Origin of the sequence: Rubinisphaera margarita (genome assembly GCF_022267515.1) — a bacterium.
Classification (GTDB): domain Bacteria; phylum Planctomycetota; class Planctomycetia; order Planctomycetales; family Planctomycetaceae; genus Rubinisphaera; species Rubinisphaera margarita.
Window position 1 is genome coordinate 242,200 of record NZ_JAKFGB010000015.1, and the last position, 17,976, is coordinate 260,175.

13 protein-coding genes are annotated in these 17,976 nt (G+C 59.7%); 7 read left to right on the top strand and 6 right to left on the bottom strand.

Going from position 1 to position 17,976, the window contains the following annotated elements; all coding sequences use genetic code 11:
• Positions 1-188 precede the first annotated feature (188 nt).
• Complete coding sequence (locus L1A08_RS17310) at positions 189-1,073, top strand: hypothetical protein (RefSeq protein WP_238757774.1); 885 nt, start codon at positions 189-191, stop codon at positions 1,071-1,073.
• Positions 1,074-1,251: 178 nt separating this feature from the next.
• A complete protein-coding gene (locus L1A08_RS17315) occupies positions 1,252-2,643 on the top strand; it encodes a DUF1501 domain-containing protein (protein ID WP_238757775.1) in 1,392 nt (463 codons plus the stop codon).
• Positions 2,644-2,893: 250 nt separating this feature from the next.
• On the opposite strand, the gene trpB is transcribed toward L1A08_RS17315, so the two are convergent.
• On the bottom strand, positions 2,894-4,123 hold the full coding sequence (trpB, locus tag L1A08_RS17320) for a tryptophan synthase subunit beta (protein ID WP_238757776.1): 1,230 nt from the start codon (positions 4,121-4,123) through the stop codon (positions 2,894-2,896).
• 237 nt (positions 4,124-4,360) lie between these two features.
• Between trpB and L1A08_RS17325 the strand changes: the two genes are divergently transcribed.
• Positions 4,361-6,343, top strand: a complete 1,983-nt coding sequence (locus L1A08_RS17325) for an ATP-dependent DNA helicase (RefSeq protein ID WP_238757777.1) — start codon at positions 4,361-4,363, stop codon at positions 6,341-6,343.
• Positions 6,344-6,353: 10 nt separating this feature from the next.
• On the opposite strand, the gene L1A08_RS17330 is transcribed toward L1A08_RS17325, so the two are convergent.
• Both L1A08_RS17330 and hpnH read right to left on the bottom strand, forming a co-directional pair.
• A complete protein-coding gene (locus tag L1A08_RS17330) occupies positions 6,354-7,340 on the bottom strand; it encodes a cupin-like domain-containing protein (protein WP_238757778.1) in 987 nt (328 codons plus the stop codon).
• A gap of 824 nt (positions 7,341-8,164) precedes the next feature.
• On the bottom strand, positions 8,165-9,280 hold the full coding sequence (gene hpnH, locus L1A08_RS17335; protein WP_238757779.1) for an adenosyl-hopene transferase HpnH: 1,116 nt from the start codon (positions 9,278-9,280) through the stop codon (positions 8,165-8,167).
• 461 nt (positions 9,281-9,741) lie between these two features.
• On the opposite strand from hpnH, the gene csrA reads away from it, so the two are divergent.
• On the top strand, positions 9,742-9,942 hold the full coding sequence (gene csrA, locus L1A08_RS17340; protein WP_238757780.1) for a carbon storage regulator CsrA: 201 nt from the start codon (positions 9,742-9,744) through the stop codon (positions 9,940-9,942).
• 42 nt (positions 9,943-9,984) lie between these two features.
• Here the strand turns inward: csrA and moaC are convergent, their stop codons facing one another.
• Positions 9,985-10,512 carry a cyclic pyranopterin monophosphate synthase MoaC gene (gene moaC / locus L1A08_RS17345; RefSeq protein ID WP_238757781.1) on the bottom strand — a complete coding sequence of 176 codons (528 nt, stop codon included), beginning with the start codon at positions 10,510-10,512 and terminating at the stop codon, positions 9,985-9,987.
• The gene (locus L1A08_RS17350; protein WP_238757782.1) at positions 10,502-12,223 is read right to left on the bottom strand and encodes an ArnT family glycosyltransferase; all 1,722 of its coding nucleotides are present in this window, start codon (positions 12,221-12,223) and stop codon (positions 10,502-10,504) included. The genes moaC and L1A08_RS17350 overlap by 11 nt, the downstream gene beginning before the upstream one ends.
• Before the next feature lie 303 nt (positions 12,224-12,526).
• On the opposite strand from L1A08_RS17350, the gene L1A08_RS17355 reads away from it, so the two are divergent.
• Positions 12,527-13,906 carry a lactate utilization protein B gene (locus L1A08_RS17355; protein WP_238757783.1) on the top strand — a complete coding sequence of 460 codons (1,380 nt, stop codon included), beginning with the start codon at positions 12,527-12,529 and terminating at the stop codon, positions 13,904-13,906.
• Positions 13,907-14,390: 484 nt separating this feature from the next.
• Here L1A08_RS17355 and L1A08_RS17360 read toward each other — a convergent pair whose 3' ends face one another.
• Positions 14,391-15,557: a glycosyltransferase family 4 protein gene (locus tag L1A08_RS17360; protein WP_238757784.1), complete on the bottom strand. Its 1,167-nt coding sequence runs from the start codon at positions 15,555-15,557 to the stop codon at positions 14,391-14,393.
• A gap of 314 nt (positions 15,558-15,871) precedes the next feature.
• Here L1A08_RS17360 and L1A08_RS17365 point away from each other — a divergent pair, with 314 nt between their 5' ends.
• The gene (locus L1A08_RS17365; protein ID WP_238757785.1) at positions 15,872-16,930 is read left to right on the top strand and encodes a Gfo/Idh/MocA family protein; all 1,059 of its coding nucleotides are present in this window, start codon (positions 15,872-15,874) and stop codon (positions 16,928-16,930) included.
• A 318-nt stretch (positions 16,931-17,248) separates the two neighbouring features.
• Positions 17,249-17,887 carry an OmpH family outer membrane protein gene (locus L1A08_RS17370; protein WP_238757786.1) on the top strand — a complete coding sequence of 213 codons (639 nt, stop codon included), beginning with the start codon at positions 17,249-17,251 and terminating at the stop codon, positions 17,885-17,887.
• Positions 17,888-17,976 lie beyond the last annotated feature (89 nt).

Genomic DNA, 17,976 nt, shown 5'->3' on the forward strand with positions numbered 1-17,976 from the left:
GCGAAAACCCCTGAGGAGCGGGTTCCCCTGCTGCGGATTCAGGGATAAGATGTTAAAGTTCGCTGATGCGATGACTTCAATTCCGCCTGATCGGGCCAGAATCAGGTGGTGACTGCGAATCCGGCGGGAACCTCGCATCATTCCGTCCAGTCTGCTCGGATCATCTTTTTTCAGTCCCGGGAGCATTCATGTCGAATACCGATTCGACTGCACTGCCGCTGCCACAGTCCGCTGATGGCACGCCCCGGAGAGTCCGCCGCGCTCGCCCGCAGGAGAGAAGCGTCCCCGTCGAATCGGCTCCGGCTTCGCAGTCCACGGAAGGGGAGCAGAGCGACGACGGTTTCTCGCTTCAGGATCTTCACCGACGAATCTGGCGTGCGATCCATTCCGCCGTCGCAGCCGGTTATGGCCTGTCGTTGTTGATCCATAGTCTGCTCCTGCTTGTGATGTCGCTGGTCATCGTGTCCGATTTTGTTCAGGAGACGTACATCGATTCATCAATGTCGGAACCGCAGGATGGCGTCGCGTTCGACGCCGTGGCGGATCTGAAGTTCGATATGCCCGAGGGGGCGATGTCGTCGCTCGATTCGCTGGAGACGGCGATGAATCTCGAAGTGCTCGACGACTCTCCCAATCCCGTGATGCAGGGCGTTGAGAACTCGGTGGAATCATTGTTCAACGATGGGAGCAGTGGAGAACAGGGGAACGGCGGGGCGTCGTTCCTGGTTCCGGAGAACACGAAGGTCTTCGCCAAGGGGAGTTTCACCGCGTGGACGGTTCCGAATGATCCGACTCCCGGAGAAGATTACAGCATCGTCATCCTTGTTCGACTGCCCGATCGCGTGAAGCGGTACCGGGCCAGCGATCTTTCTGGCCTGGTTGTCGGAACCGATGGCTACCGGCAGGCGATTCCAGGTCCGGCCGAACGTCGCGGCAATGTCTTTCTGCCCATTCAGGATCGGCACGCTCAGTTGATCGTCAAGGTTCCCGGCGGCGCCTCACGGGTTCGCGACCGAATCGAGATTCGCTCGCTCACACTGAAAGAAGAGCAGACGCTGGAAATCGAGTTCTAGCGTCCCGATTCCCGTTCATCGCGGTGCCTGCCTGCACAGCGCCACTCGCGTAGACATCCCGTTGGGGAGGCAAGCTCTCTCTGGTTGCATTTGGATATCAGCGATCTTTGATCTGATGGCCCCCTTTGCTAGACTGCAGGCCACGTTCGCGCAATCGATTTGTCTTCGAGGGCCTGCAATGCGGAATGGAACAACTTTCTCGGCCGATGCCGGCGGTCTGCTGTCGCGGCGGCATATGCTTCGGATTGGCGGGTTGGCCCCACTCGGGTTGACTCTGCCGTCGCTGCTCGGCTCGACCCAGTCCACTGCCGCTGAGAACCGTGGCTCGACGTTCGGGCGGGCGAAGCGGTGTCTGATGCTCTACATGTGGGGCGGCCCCGCGCATCAGGATACGTTCGACCTGAAGCCGCATGCGGTGTCGGAGTATCGCGGCGAGTTTCAGCCGATTCCGACGAACGTGCCGGGGATTGAGCTCTGCGAGCACTTCTCGGCTCTCTCCCGTCACGCCGACAAGATGCATCTCATCCGCTCGGTCACGCATTCGGACAACAATCATTCGACCAGCGCCCACTGGATGCTGACCGGCTTCAAGCATGCCCGGTCGGCGGAGAACTTCGGGGCGTCGCAGAGCGACTTTCCGCATATCGGTTCCGTGCTGAGCAAATTCGCCCCTAACCCAACGCTGCCGACGTTTGTCGCCCTGCCCGAGTTGATTGCCACTACGGCGGGGGCCGTGACGCCGGGGCAGGGAGGCGGAATTCTCGGCAAGAAGTACGATCCGTTCCGCATCGACCAGCATCCCGATGAGCCCGACTTTGAGGTGCCGAATCTGACGCTGCCTGATGGCATCGCCCGTCAACGGCAGTCGACTCGACTTTCGCTGCTGGAAGACTTCGATCAGATGCGGCGGGATCTCGATCACGCCATCGCTCAACCCGAGTTGACGGCGTTCCAGCGGCAGGCGATTGAGCTGATCAGTTCGCCGGCTGCCTACGAGGCGTTTGATCTGCAGGCGGAATCAGCCGAGATGCGGAGCCGGTATGGAGCGGGGACATTCGGGCAGAGTCTGCTGCTGGCCCGCCGGCTGCTGGAGTCGGGGGTGAAGCTGGTGACGGTCTACTGGCATCGCGATCAGCCGGGCGTCGATACGACCTGGGACACGCATTCGCAGAACTTCAAAGGGTTGAAGGATCGTCTGATTCCGCAGGTCGACCAGCCGATCGCCGCTTTGATGGAGGATCTGCAGCTGCGGGGCCTGCTGGATGACACGCTCGTCTTCTGGAACAGCGAGTTCGGTCGCACGCCGAAGATCAACGCGCGAGCCGGGCGGGATCACTGGGGGAAATGCAATACCGTGTGGATGGCCGGCGGCGGTGTGCGCGGCGGGGGCGTTTACGGGGCCTCCGACAAGTTTGGCTCGGCTCCGGAAGAGAATCCAGTCTCCCCGGCCGATCTGTCCGCGACGGTGTATCACCTGCTGGGGCTGGCACCGGAAACAACGATCCACGATCAGCTCGATCGCCCGTTCCCGATCTCGGATGGTCGGGTGTTGAAACCGATCCTGACGTAGGGTCGGCTGGCCTCCGAACAGGATGGTACAGAGATTCATCTCTGTATTGCGCAGCAACGGGAGGCCTGTCTTCAGCGACCGAGTGTTTTTAACGCACTCTGAGTGATCGCGTTCGAGAGACCTGCGGAAGCGTTTTCCCAGCCGTTTGTCGCTTCACGACTCAGAGATGAATCTCTGAGTCATCCGGCCGTTCATCTGGAGTCGCGCTTATTCAGCGGCAAGATGCCGCCGCTACGTTTAGGGGCTGCCCCTAAATGTCTTTGCCGAGCAGGCGGGCGACTTCGTTGACGTCTTTGTCGCCGCGGCCGGAGAGGCAGACGGCGATGACGTCATCTTTGCTCCGCTGGCCGGCGATTTTCATGACGTAGGCCAGGGCGTGGGACGATTCGACGGCTGGGAGGATGCCTTCGAGTTGAGCCGTCTTCTGGAAGGCGTCGAGGGCTTCGTCGTCGCTGATGGAGGTGTACTCAACGCGGCCGGTGTCTTTCCAGTAGCTGTGTTCCGGGCCGACGCCGGGGTAGTCGAGACCGGCGGAGATGGAGTGGACATCCTGCGTCTGCCCGTCGTCGTCCTGCATCACGTAGCTGTAACTGCCGTGGAGAATGCCCGGCTGGCCATAAGTGAGCGGGCTGGCGTGGTCGCCGGGGTTGGAACCGCGTCCGCCGGCTTCGACGCCGGTCAGTTTCACGCCGTCGTCTTCCACAAACGGGTAGAACATGCCAGCCGCATTGGAGCCGCCGCCGACGCAGGCGATGACTTCATCGGGCAGCTTGCCGGTCATTTCGAGGCACTGAGCCCGGGTTTCGGTGCCGATGACCGCCTGGAAATCGCGGACGATCTTCGGGAACGGATGCGGTCCGACGACGGAGCCGAGGATGTAATGGGTGTCGCCGACGCTCGACATCCAGTCGCGCATCGCTTCGTTCACGGCATCGCGTAGAGTGCGGGATCCTGAAGTGACTGGGCGGACTTCGGCTCCCATCGCCTTCATTTTGAAGACGTTCAGGGCCTGCCGGCGGATATCTTCTTCGCCCATGTAAACGACGCAGGGGAGTCCGAAACGGGCACAGGCGGTGGCGGAGGCGACGCCGTGCTGGCCGGCCCCGGTTTCGGCGATGACACGGGTTTTGCCCATCCGCTTGGTCAGCAGGGCCTGGCCCATTGTGTTGTTGATCTTGTGCGCCCCGGTGTGGTTCAGGTCTTCCCGCTTGAGGTAGATCTTTGCGCCGCCGCAGTGTTCAGTGAGGCGTTCAGCGAAGTAGAGCGGGTTGGGGCGTCCGACGTAGGTGTTGAGCAGCCGGGTCAGTTCCGCCTGAAAAACCGGGTCTTTCTTGGCCTTTTCGTACTCGGCGTCGAGCTCATCGAGGGCGTACATCAGCGTTTCCGGCACGAAGCGGCGGCCGAAGGGGCCGAAGCGGCCGTGCTCATCGGGAACGTTTCGTGAGGCAGGTCCGAGTGTGGCAGGCGTGGATTGTGACATCGTTCGATATTTCCCGGAGAAGACTCAAAGAGTCTGAAAGTTCGTACGTCAGGCGTCCCGCGGGCCAGTGAACCAGCGGGCATCGGTTCATGATACTCAAATTGCCCGGCCGGAACAGGGAGCAAGTTGGACCGGCGCGGCAGATTGCCGCAGTGGGGGCCGGGAACATGGCGGTGGACCGGAGATGCCGCGCATCGGTTCGGGGCAGTTGCTATGATTCTGCCCTGAGAGGAAGTAATGGCTGAACATGATCAATTGACCGCTGAACAGATCCTGGGTCCGAAGGGGCGGATCGCTGCGCGTCTCAAAAGTTATGAAGCTCGTCCGCAGCAGCTGGAGATGGCTGAGGCGGTAGAAAAGGCGATCGCGAGCAAAACGCATCTGATCGCCGAGGCGGGGACGGGGACCGGGAAGAGTTTTGCGTATCTGGTGCCGGCGATTTTGTCGGTGTTGAATCAGACGACAACGCAGGGAGCTGAGAAGAAGCGGGTCGTGGTGTCGACGCACACGATCAGCCTGCAGGAGCAGCTGATTCAGAAGGATATCCCTTTTCTGAATGCGGTGCTGCCGGTCGAATTTTCCGCCGTGCTGGTGAAGGGGCGATCGAATTACATCTCGCTCCGCCGGCTGCAGGGGGCGATGCAGAAGTCGATCTCGCTCTTCCCCCGCGATGAGGAAATGCAGCAGCTGCAGACGCTGAGCGGCTGGTCAAAGAAAACGAACGATGGCAGTCTGGCCGATCTCGGGTTTCGTCCGCTGCCGCAGGTCTGGGAAGAGGCCCGCAGCGAGCATGGCAACTGCCTCGGGCGAAAGTGTCCGACGTACGATGCCTGCCACTATTACAAGGCCCGCCGTCGCGTCTGGAATGCCGATCTGCTGGTGGTGAATCACGCGCTCTTCTTCTCGGATTTGGCGCTGCGACGGGAAGGAGCTTCGATTCTTCCGGATTACGAGGCGGTCATTTTCGATGAAGCGCACACGCTCGAAGCGGTGGCGTCGGATCATCTTGGGGATGCGATCGCCAATACGCAGCTCAACTATCTGCTGACGAAGCTGTACAACGACCGCGCCAACAAGGGGCTGCTGGTGGCTCATGATTTTCGAGCCGGTCAGAAGCAGGTGGGGCGGCTGTATCTGCTGGCCGACGAGTTCTTCGCTCAGATGGAGCACTGGCTCTCGCAGCACGCCGGGAAGAACGGGCGGATTCGCAAGCCGGTCGAGATGAGCGATGCCCTCTCCCCGGAACTGAAGCGGCTCGGCAGCATGATCTGCGAGTTCGCTGAAGAGCTGGAGAAAGAAGAGGAACGGATCGAGCTCAACGCGGCTGCGGATCGACTGTTCGCGATGTCGAATTCGATTCGCAACTGGCTGGAGCAGCAGTCGGGCGATTCGGTCTACTGGGGCGAGATCAACCGGGGCAAGCAGACACGGATCAAGCTGATCTCCGCCCCGGTCGAAATTGGCGAGGTGCTTCGCGAGGAACTGTTCAACAAGATACCCTCGGCGATTCTGACGTCCGCGACGATGGCGGTGGGCGATCAGTCGTTTCAGTTCGTGAAGAATCGGATTGGTCTGAGTGGCGGCGACGAACTACAGGTCGGCAGTCCGTTCGATTACAGGAAGCAGGTGAAGCTGATCCTCTGCCGGCGGATGCCCGATCCGAGTCAGGAAGCGAAGGCGTATGAAGCGGCGGTTGTGGAGCGGCTCAAAAAGTATCTGCTGCAGACCCGGGGGCGGGCGTTTGTGCTCTTCACGAGTTACTGGATGCTCAACGAGTGTGCCCGGCAGATTGCGCCGTGGTGCGGCGAGCATGGTCTGACGCTGTATTGTCAGGGCAAGGACATGTCGCGGTCGCTGCTGCTGGAGCGGTTCAAGAAGGACAAAGCCGGGGTGCTGTTCGGCTCGGACAGTTTCTGGCAGGGGGTCGACGTGCCGGGCGATGCGCTGCAGAACGTGATCATCACGCGGCTGCCGTTCAGTGTGCCCGATCATCCTTTGCTGGAAGCGCGGGTGGAGCGGATTAAGCGTCGCGGCGGCAATCCGTTCATGGAGTACCAGGTGCCGGAAGCGGTCATCAAGCTGAAGCAGGGCTTCGGGCGGCTGATCCGTTCAAAGGATGACACCGGCCAGGTGGTGATTCTCGACCCGCGAATTCAGACCAAGCACTACGGCAAGCTGTTTCTGGACAGCCTGCCGGAATGCGAGGTGATTGTCGAATAGGCAGCCGGGTTCAAACGCCCATCAGGACGGCGTTTTCTTCCTCGAAGGTTTCCGGCTGTTCGCCGTCGAGCATACGCCAGCCCTTTTCGGTGCTCGGATCGACAATGAACCGCTTGCGGTAGCTGAATGGTTCTTCCGTTTTCTTGCCGATGAGCCGCGTTGTCAAATTCGAGCCGCGAGCGACGATTTCCTTGCAACGAGCCGTGAGGCCGTCCGGGCTGATTGAACGGCATTCGCAGCCGAACTTCTGGCGGAGCAGTCGGTTGGCCCGATGGACGTTCAACCGGCGTTGAGCCCGCGGGTTGCGGTGTTCGGTCGAGAGCGACACGTTGAGGCCTTCGAGGTTGCTCACGCGGTGCGGCGTGTTCTGTGGCCAGGTGATGAGCTGACCCGGTTTGACGTCGAACGAGAGGGCGTAGTCTTCGAACCAGGAGTGGTACGGCATGTCCTCGGCCATTTCGCCGACGATGAGTCGCTCGATGTTTTTCGGGGCGACGAACCGGGGATCGAACGGCGGATACACCCAGACCCGTTTTTCACCCCGCAGGTGCCAGAGCATGTTGACGGGCAGGTCGATGTGGTAATAGACCATCGCGTGTGGCGACGAGATGAGAATATTGCCGGACCGGTGCTGGGCTTTGAATCGCGGGTTGCTGGCTTCGAGTTCGTTGTAGACGTCGTCGATGAGTTTGCGATATTCGTCGTGGAATTTCGTGATGGCGATCACGTTCAGCCAGAGTTGACCATTGCGGACGGCGTCGAGCAGTTCCATTGCGGTGAGGTCGCCCCGTTCGCCGACCATCCACTCAAACTTGTTGGCATCGCGGCCCATGGCGGCGATGGTGAGATAGTCGGAAGGGTGCCGATCGATCAGGTCGGCCAGGGCTTCGTCGGAGAAGAGGCCGGTCGAATGGATTTTGTGCTTCGCGACGAGAATCGCCTCTTCGAGCACTTCGAATTGTTCCGGGGTCCACTGGTCGAGATAGGTCTGCGGCATCGCGATGTCTTCCGGCAGTTGGGAACGATGTGGTTGAGTATGTCCTTCAACCCTAGCTCGCCGGAGAGACGGTGGTGAACGCGGACAGAAGATTCGAGCCGAGCTCGGTCGGGTGCAGCCGGGGAATCGTTACAGATGGTTCAAGTGGAACGGACGCAGGTTCAGGGTGTTCCGATCTTTTGAGGCACAACGCAGAGCTTCCCGGGTGGCCCCGAAAGACTCTTTCGGGGCGGCGCAGCCGTGGGAGGATGGAGTTGGGCGGATCTGTTGGTGAGAGACTTCATTCCCAGATGGCGCAGGGATGTTTTGAATTTCTGCCCACGTCAAACGGCGTTCTCCTACGGCTTCGCCGCCCAGATAGCGGAGCTATCACGGCCACCTCGGAAGAGGGCGACACTGTAGAGAGCAGGGTCTGGATGCTGCTCCACGCGGGTGACCTGCTTCCTGTGACTGCGTCACTCAGACGCACGCGTCTGAGCCAACCCTGTTGTGTGACGTAAATCTTCCCGGGTGGCCCCGAAAGATTCTTTCGGGGCGGCGCAGCCGTGGGAGGATGGGATTGGACGGGTTGTTGGTGAGAGACTTCATTCCCAGATGACGAAGGGATGTTCTGAATTTCTACCGACGTTAAACGGTGGTCTCCTACGGCTTCGCCGCACTGATCGCGGAGCTATTGCGGCCACCCCGGAGTGAGCTGGATTGCTAAGGACAAGCCGCTTGTGGCTTGTCCTTTATGAAGACTCTTTGCGGCCTTGCGTCTTTACGTGAATCTCCCGACTGCTGGACGAGCCAGCAGAGGGGACCTGATTGGTCGGCGTGTGAGATCAGTGGACTTCGAGAGCGACCAGATTCTCCGGAGCGGGAGCCGGGGAGCCGGAGGCGATTTCCATGCGGGAAACCGGTTCGGCGGCGGGGGCTTCGGTCGGCTTTGCTCCGAAGAGCGTCAGCTGAGCCGTTTTCCAGAAGCCTTTCCAGGTGGTGAAGGTCTGCTGGACGGCGGTTGCTTCGTAGCCGGAGTGGACCATGCAGTTCGCACAATGCGGATTCCCACTGGCCCGTCCGTAGTTGTCCCAGCTGGTCAGTTCCATCAGTTCCTGGAAGCTGCCGACGTGTCCCTCGTCGAGGAGATAACAGGGTTTCTGCCAGCCGAACAGGTTGTAGGTCGGGTTGCCCCAAGGCGTGCATTCGAGATCCCAGCGGCCTTTCAGGAACTCCAGAAACAGGGGGCTCTGGTTGAAGTGCCACGCCCGGTTCACCTGCGAGAAGACCCGCTGAAACAGGGAAACGGTCTGCTCGCGGGGCAGGAAGTTCTCCTGATCGGGAGCCTTTTCGTATTCGTAGCCGGGAGAAACCATCATGCCCTCAACACCCAGTTCGGTGAGAACGTCGAACATCTCGCGGATCTTTTCCGGGCTGGCGTCACGGAAGAAGGTGCTGTTCGTGGTGACGCGGAAGCCGGCTTCGACCGCTTTTTTGATGGCTCGAATTGCGATGTCGTAGACGCCGTCGCGGCAGACTGATCGGTCGTGGTCGGCTCCGACGCCGTCGATATGCACCGAGAACGACAGATAAGGACTCGGCTTGAACTTATGCAGATGCTTTTCGAGCAGCAGGCCGTTCGTGCAGAGGTAGATGTATTTCTTGCGAGCGACGAGGCCGGCGACGATTTCGTCCATCTTCGAGTGCAGCAGCGGCTCGCCACCGGGGATGGAGACAATCGGGGCGCCACATTCTTCAACCGCCTGGAAGCACTGCTCGGGCGTCAGTTCACGGCGGAGGACATCGACCGGGTGCTGAATCTTCCCGCAGCCTGCACAGGCGAGATTGCAGCGGAACAGCGGCTCGAGCATCAGCACGAGCGGATAGCGGTTCCGGCCGCGAAGCCGTTGCGTGAGAACGTATCGGGAAACGGTCCACATCTGTGAAATGGGGACACCCATTGTGACCTCCTGTCGGGGGATTCGAGAACGCGGGATCGCCGCGTGCGAAACTGCGATTCTTGCAGGTGCGGTGCAGGGTAGCAGAAACCCCCGAACACGGATAGCCCGCCTTGAGCCCCTAAGCTCTTTCTGAGACTGAGGTTATTGCGCAAAAGAAGGGGTGGCTTTCTGCGGGTGGGGACCGGATAATTGGAATAAGTTGATCCGGCGGTCTGGGAAACCGTTTACGTTCCAATACGCAGATCCGCTACAGGTGGCCGCAAATCGACACTGACGTCTATTCTGAAAAAGATTCCTCAACATTCCGCTGCAAGCAGAGTTTATGCTTGAGCATCTTTGGAGTCACCGACGGGGAGGAATCGCAACGATGCGTGCCCCGTTCGCAACAGGAACATGCACCACTTGAAGGATGGCCGGTTCCGGATGTTATCCGGGGCGACGGCGCATTTCGGGGATGAGAAATGCTGGTACTCAGTAGAAAACAGGATGAGAAGATCATTATCGGTGACAACATCTCGCTGATGGTGATCTCGATTCAGGGCGACAAGGTCCGTCTGGGCATCGAAGCGCCCAAAGACGTGAGCATTCATCGCCAGGAAGTCTACGAAGCGATCAAACGCAAAGAAATCGAGCAGCAGGAAGATTCCGTTCACGACGCCTGAGGCACTCTCGTGCTCTCTGGCGGTCGGCTTGCGGATCCTGTTTCAGGGTTTCCCGGCCGATGATCGTTGCGGATCTTCACTCACTCCTGCGGCGCCCTGCCGCAGGAAATGACCGCTGCGGCCTCCCTCCTTTTCCACCAGCCCGATATCGCTGATCGTCATTTCACGGTCAACCGCTTTGCACATATCGTAAATGGTCAGTGCGGCGACCGAGACTGCGGTCAGAGCTTCCATCTCCACGCCGGTTTTCGCGGAGACTGAAACCTCGGCGGCAATTCGGATGCGATCCGGAGAGACCGCTTCGATCTCGATGCGTGTCGATTCGAGCGGCAGGACGTGGCAGAGCGGAATCAGCTCGGCTGTCCGTTTCGACGCCATGATCCCCGCCAGTCGGGCCACTTCGAACACATCGCCTTTGCCGAAGCCGCGCTGCAGAATGCGCTCCAGCGTCGCCGGCTGCATCTGCACGAAGCCCTCCGCGACTGCGCGGCGTTTCGTGACCGCTTTCTCGCCGACATCGACCATGCGGCTCGCGCCGGACTCATCAAAGTGAGTCAGTTCATCGCTCATCGGCATCAACTCCAACATACAGAGACGCCACGCGTCGGCCTTTAAAGATTCCGCAGCCACCCGCGCGGACTTCCACCTCGGCCGTCCGGCTGCTGTCGCGATAGTTCTCGGGGATATCGGCTTTGCGGTTGAAGATGATCAGATACTCCGGCACCACCTCTTCGCCTCCGCTCCACGGCTGCAGCTGCCAGTTCATTTTGCGAATGACCGGAACCTGCTTGCGAAGATCGTCGAGCTGAAACTGATGCAAAACCGGCATCACGTGAACCGTCGCTCCAGTCGGAATGATCTCCGCGCTGTCTTGCCAGAACTCTCGCGTGAGACTGTCCTGCCAGTAGGTCGCTTCGAACCCGAGCGACTCCGCTCCAGTCGTCCCTCCGGCCAGAAGATTGTAATAACTGAGCTGACAGGGATGAGTGGCCATCACGCCGATCGCCTGAAGCAGCATCCCAGCCGAAAGCAGAATCGCCACTTTCTTTTCGGAGAACTTTGCGCTGAGCAAGGTCCACAGCCAGGAGCCGCCGCGACCGATGAAGATCGCCCCGAGCGGGAAAACGGTGAGAAACAACCGGCTGCCATCGTAGACGGCTGCTCCGGTGGAAAAGAGGAGCAGCGGAATCAGCATCGCGATCAGCACGAGGGTGAGTCGGGCATCGCGAAACCGGTGGCGCGCTTCGACCCACAATCCCAGGAAGCCAAGCGCAAGCAGCCCGACCGGGATGGTCACCAGCGACATCACCCAGGGATAATGCCAGGGCGTTTCGACATCTTTGAAGACCTGCCCCATGTACCAGTTGTTGAGCGTGACCCGATCGGTCGCACTTCCGAGAAACTCCTGCAGATGGCCGATCGGATCGAGCCAGAGCCAGGGCCAGCCAAGGAAGAAAACGACATTCGCCGTCACGCCGCAGACAAGCAACGGCAACACCGCCCGTTGTCGCCCGTAGAAGAGTCCCCAGGCGATGATGCCGGGAATGATGAGAAAGCCCTGAATCTTGGTCAGCATTGCCAGACCCATGTAGACGCCGGGAATCAGGCCGGCTTTCCAGGTCCACTGCGGTGACGGTTCGGCTGCGGTTTCGGTTTTGGTTTCGGTTTCAGGAGTGTCCGGGCGGCCGAAGTATCTCGACCACGAATGAGCCGTGCAGAGAACCGCCAGCGTGACGAACAGATTCACACTCGTTTCGAGCGAGGCAATATGGGCATGAGCAAACACCCGCGGCATCAATAGCAGCGAAGCCGCCGCGATCCAGCCCGCAGCCGTTCCGAACCACGTCCCAGCCGTCGCTCCGACCAGAAACACAGTCAGCCCGAACATCACCGCTGACCCGGTGCGAGCAGCGGCGGTGACATCGACGGAAGTGGCGGCGTGCGGCGGAAAGAGGCCCGACCAGACATGATGGGCGACGCCGAGCACCAGACGACCCAGCGGGGGATGATCCGGCAGATACGGAATCCCGGATTCCCCGCCGAAGACTTCCTTCACATTGACCGGATCGATCAGAAAAACGCCGTACGCCCGAAAGGCCTCGACCTGCAGCACGCCCTGCTGAACATTGAACGACTCATCAACCGTAATCCCCGGCCCAGACCCGAGTTGCGGATACGTACCGGACGGATCAATTGTGAGAATCACCAGCAGCGTGGCCAGCAGTCCGAGAATGACCCCTCCACTCCAGCGAGCATTCAGACATCGGCGGAGATGTTGCATAATCAGTCGAATCGATCTGTGGGGGTAGCCGCGGTTGCTCCGCGACCGGGACCGACGGAGTCGGCAAGAGGTCTTTGTTCAGTGCTTCGAAAGCAGGAGTCAGCCCAGGCGGCATCACCTCTCGTGGCTGCGCTACCCCGGTGGAATCAGTCGGGGCTCCCCTTTCTGTAACCCTGCACATTCAGGTGGCGGTGGATAACGGGTCCCCTTAGTCTATAATGATTCGGAAGTCAGTTCGAGTACCGCTCGTTCTCACGAATCAATTTGCCGCTCCTCTAATCGCTCGCCGCTGACAGTGTTTTCATGATCGCGAAAAAACATCCGCAGGCTGCCGCTGAATTTGTCGCCAACATCGATCGGGCCCACTGGCACGATCAGGCTCTCTGGTTCGTCCGTGAAAAACGGGACCGGATGGCCCATTCGCTGCCCGAATGGGAAACGCTCCGGCAGACCGCGACTGAGATCAAGGACTACGTCCTGTCTCACGCCGATGAGGTCCTGCTCGAGTTCGCCACAAACGCCGAAAAGCTGGGCGCGACGGTCCACTGGGCTCGCGATGCCGCCGAGCATAATCAGATCGTGCTCGACATCATCCGCAAGCACGATGCGAAGAAGATCGTCAAAAGCAAATCGATGCTGACCGAGGAATGCGGTCTCAACCAGTTCCTCGAGCGGCACGATCTCGACGTGGTCGATACCGACCTCGGGGAGCGGATCGTTCAGCTGCGGAAAGAGCATCCCAGTCACATCGTGCTGCCGGCCATTCACATTAAGAAAGAAGAAGTCGGCGAGTGTTTTCACGAACACCTCGGCACGGAAGAAGGCGCCTCCGATCCGAAGTATCTGGCGGAAGCCGCCCGTCAGCATCTGCGTGAAAAGTTTCTGCAGGCCGATATCGGCATCACCGGCGTGAACTTCGCGATCGCGGAAACCGGCGGGTTTGTCGTCTGCACCAATGAAGGGAATGCTGACCTCGGAGTTTCGTTGCCGAAGGTTCACATTGCCTGCATGGGGATTGAGAAACTGGTCCCGCGAGCAGCCGATCTCGGTGTGTTCCTGCGACTGCTGGCCCGCTCGGCGACCGGGCAGCCGATTACGACTTACTCGTCTCACTTCAACGGGCCGCGCGATGACGACTCCGAGATGCACATCATTCTGGTCGACAACGGACGCAGCAATCTGATTGGCGATCCCGAGTTCCGGAACTCGCTGAAGTGTATCCGTTGCGGAGCCTGCATGAATACCTGCCCGGTTTACCGACGCAGCGGCGGACACAGCTATCACGCGACCGTGCCGGGACCGATCGGATCGATTCTGAATCCGGCTCGCGACCCGAAGAAGTTCGCGAGCCTGCCGCACGCCTGCAGCCTCTGCGGCTCCTGCACCGACGTCTGCCCGGTGAAGATTGATCTGCACCATCAGCTTTACACCTGGCGGAATAAACTCGTGCTTCGCAACCTGCTGCCGGCTGGTAAACGGTTCTCGATGAAAGCCGCCAGTTTCATGATGCAACGCCCCTGGCTGTTCAAAACGGTCGGCAGCATCGGTCGCTGGAAACTCCGCGTGATGCCCCGTTTCATGAAGTACAACTCGCTGCTCAATCCCTGGGGCCGCCAGCGGGAACTGCCGCCCGCTCCGAAGAAATCGTTCCGAGCCGAGTATCGGCAACGAGCCGGGAAGTAGTGACACCCCGCGTCGGTGCATGCCCGGGTGGCCTGTCTGAAGGGCGGGTGACGAAGTCACAAGAGGACTCACCGTCCGCGTGGAGGTCTTTGAAGTCGCCCGGTCAAGAGCAGGACGACCCGGATGGCGCGTCCTCTTGTCGCTGGGGATGCGGGATTTAAGACTCAAAGGGTTTTGAACAGATGACGCAACAACCCGTCCACTTCAAGTTGCGAGGCGAATCATGTCCCTTCGCCCCCTTCAGGGGGAGAAGGTGCCCGAAGGGCGGATGAGGGGGCGGTCAACCAGCGATACTCCATAGAAATGAGAATCAACGGCCCGTGGAGCATGTCACCCGCATTCCCCCTCACCCTAACCCTCTCCCCCGCACGGGGGCGAGGGAACTTGCTTACCGGTGCTCCCCCTCAGAGTCGTTCCTTGAAAACCCTCTGACCAATAGATCCCGCGTCCCACGCGACCCGGCCATTTTTGGCCGGGCCACCCTTCAAGAAGCTGCTTTTTCTGTCAGCACCTGCTCATAGACCTCGCGGATCTCTCGGGACATCGTCTGGTGCCGAAAGCGGTCGGTGAAGCGGTCCCGGCCGGTGGAGCCGAATTGTTCTCGCCGTTCCGGACTTCGCGCGAGTTCGATCAATGCCTGACTCAGAGCCGGGAAATCGTTGCGGGGAATCAGGCAGCCGGTTTCATTCGGAATGACGACTTCGCGGGCTCCGTCGATATCGAAACTGACGACCGGCTTGCGGGCGATCAACCCCTGTGGAAGTACGCGGGCGAGTCCTTCCCACTGGCTGGTGTGCGCGACGATGTCCATCCCCTGCAGCAGTCGCGGAATCTCGGCGGGCGGAACGAGTCCGGTGAAGACGAAATGCTGTTCGAGGCCGAGACTGCGAATCTGATTCTCATACTGTTCCCGCAGGATGCCATCCCCCACGAACAGAAAGCGGACCTGCGAACATTCGCGAATCACCTCGGCTGCCACGGCAATGAGGGCATCGTGTCCCTTGAGCGGAAACAGCCGGCCGATCTTGCCGATCACGACGTGCTCGTCGGTCAGTCCCCATTCCCGGCGAAGTTCATCACGATGCACCGGCTCCTGGAGAAACGGTTCGACATCGAAGCCGCTGTAGACGGTCGTGTATTGTTCCGGGCGCCCGATCCCGGCGGCGAGATACTGCTCGGTCATCGCATCGGCCACGCTGATGTAATGATCGGTCCAGGGGACCGCCATCCGCTCGGCTCGACGATACGTTCGATAGAGCAGCGGATGCTGGCCGTAATGAAAGGCGGCTCCGTGAATCGTATGCACACAGAGAAGCCGGACGGCTGCAGCGGCTTTGCGACCGAGGATGCCCGCTTTCGAACTGTGCGTGTGCACGATGTCGGGCTTCAATTCGCGAAGGACGCATTTCAACTCCCGATAAGCGAGCCATTCGTGTTTCGGACTGATGCTGCGGCGAAGCGGATCGACTTCAATCAGCCGGCAGCCGGACGCCCGAGCCCGATCCATCAGCGAACCTTCCGGACCGGTCGTGGGGCCGGTGATCAGCGTCACATCATCGCCGTAGTCCGTCAGATGATCTTCGACGGTGTGCAACGTGTTTTCCTGAGCCCCGCCGATGATCAGCCGGGTGATGATGTGCGCGATCTTCAAAGTCTGGTCCTGCAAGTCGATGTCAGTGCGGCTTCATTGTTCAGGATCGCTCTCCGATACGCAAATCTGTCCGTGACAATGACGCAGTGGGGTCGACGGCCGAATGGAAGAATCCTCGCAACTGCAACAACCGGAAAAACCGATGCGGCAGTCTTGCGGGTTAGAGCGAAGTGGTGGTCGATTCTGTCTCGAAATGCCGGGCGGTGTTGGTTCGACGTTGCATTTCGGAGTCGCTCTGCCTTAGATGAACGGCACTACTCCGGGAGAACCTGTGCTCCCGCTGCGTCTGTTCTGTTAGAAGGTTTCATGGTTCCGTGAAGAAGTCTGTTCGAATCGGTTTGATTGGTGCCGGCCGCAACACGTGTCGGAAGCACATCCCCGGGTTTCGCGAGATTCCGGATGTCGAGCTGGTGAGCGTCTGCAACAGCCACCCGGAATCGACGGCGCAAGTCGCGGCCAAGCATCAGATTCTGCGAACCTGCGAGAACTGGAAGCAGGTAGTGGAGGATGCTGGCGTCGATGCCATTGTGATCGGCACCTGGCCGAATCTGCATTGTGAAATCACCTGTGCGGCTCTCGAAGCGGGCAAACACGTCCTGACCGAAGCGCGGATGGCCCGCAATTTGGAGGAAGCCCGACGGATGCAGAGCTGTGCCACGAAGCACCCGGAACAGATTGCGATGGTCGTTCCCAGTCCATTCGGACTGCGACATGGGGCCTACATTCGCGAACTGATTGACCACCGATTCCTCGGCGATCTGCGCGAGGTGAATGTCGCCGGGGTCGACGACTCGTTCTGGGATACCTCGCAGTTTCTGCACCCTCGACAGGACCAGAATTTCAGCGGGAAGAACGTACTCTCCCTCGGAATTTTGCACGAGACATTGAGCCGGTGGATTCCTCGAACCACGCGCGTGCTGGCTCAGGCAACGCTGTTTGAACCGGAGCGGCCCGTTGAAGGAGCGGCGGAACTGGCCCGGGTGACGGTTCCCGATCATCTGGCCGTGCTCAGTCAGATTGAAGGCGGCGCCCGCGGGATCTATCACATCAGCGCGATGACCATGTTCGGACCAGGCCATCACATCCACCTGCATGGATCGGAAGGGGCGATCAAGGTTCACTTTGATCCGCAATCGGATCGTGAAACCGTGCAATGCGGGCGGCTCGGAGATGATCATCTGACAACGCTGGAGCTTTCTCCGGAACAGGAGGGGCGGTGGCAGGTCGAAGCCGATTTCATCGCCGCGATTCGAGGCGAACAGCCGGTCCAGCTGAATGATTTCAGGACCGCTTTGGAATACATGGCCTTCACCGAAGCGGTGCACGAAAGCTGGACGACCGACAAACCGGTCGACGTTCCAGCCGTCGAGTAGCGATGCCTGCCTGGAGGCTCTAACTCTCCGAAACGGTCGTTTCTTCCGCTTCTTCCTGAAGCCGCCAGCATCGCGTTCAGCGGTTGGAATTCTTGGCGAAATTACATTCAGATTTTTGTTCACACTCGTCTTGACGCGTCTCGGGGAACCTGCGACAGTCCGGCCCTTACCCGAGCTCATAATCCGTCATAAGGACTTTGGCGGCGTCGTTGAGCCGGGACGTTGATGACCTCGTGCATGGAGCACGTATTCTTCAGCTAAACTCACAGACCCCAAGACGGTCTCAACGTTTAGACGACTAGCAAAGGAGTGCCTGACGTGAAACGATTCACTCTCTTGACCCTGTGTCTGGGAATGATGCTGTCCCTGTCCCCTCGCGTGACGAGCGCCGCTGAAGGTCAGCCGGCTGCCGGACAGAAAAAATCGGTCGGTTTGATCGATATGGCTTACTTGTTCAAGGAATACAAGAAGTTCGCCGATCTGCGTGATCAGCTGCGAAACGACATCAAAGGCAGCGACGACAAAGCCAAGCAGATGGGCGAACAGCTGCAGGCTCTGCAGAAGACCCTGAAAGACGGCACCTACAAAGAAGGTACTCCGGAGTACCAGAAGATCGAAGCCCAGCTGATCGCTCAGTCGACTCAGTTCGAAGCTTTCCGCAAGACGCAGCAGCGTGAGTATCTTCGTCGCGAGTCGAAGATTTACAAAGACATCTACATGGAAGTGGTCGAAGCCGTCGGTCAGTACGCCTCGTACTACCAGTACGATGTTATCATCCGCTTCAGCCGCGATGGCGTTGGCGAAACCGACAACGCTCAGGAACTGATCCAGAACATGAACCGTCAGGTCGTGTGGCACAATCAGGGCATCGACATCACCGAAGCTGTCCTGAAGTACCTCAACTCGAAGTACACCCCGACCGCTGCCGCTCCTGCTGGCGACACCACCACCAAGTAGTTGGTGCAGCCACCGGTCTCTGACCGTCACGGTCAATCTGTGAGTTCATGACGAGGACATCTTTAAGCGAGTCGATACTGTTCCCACGT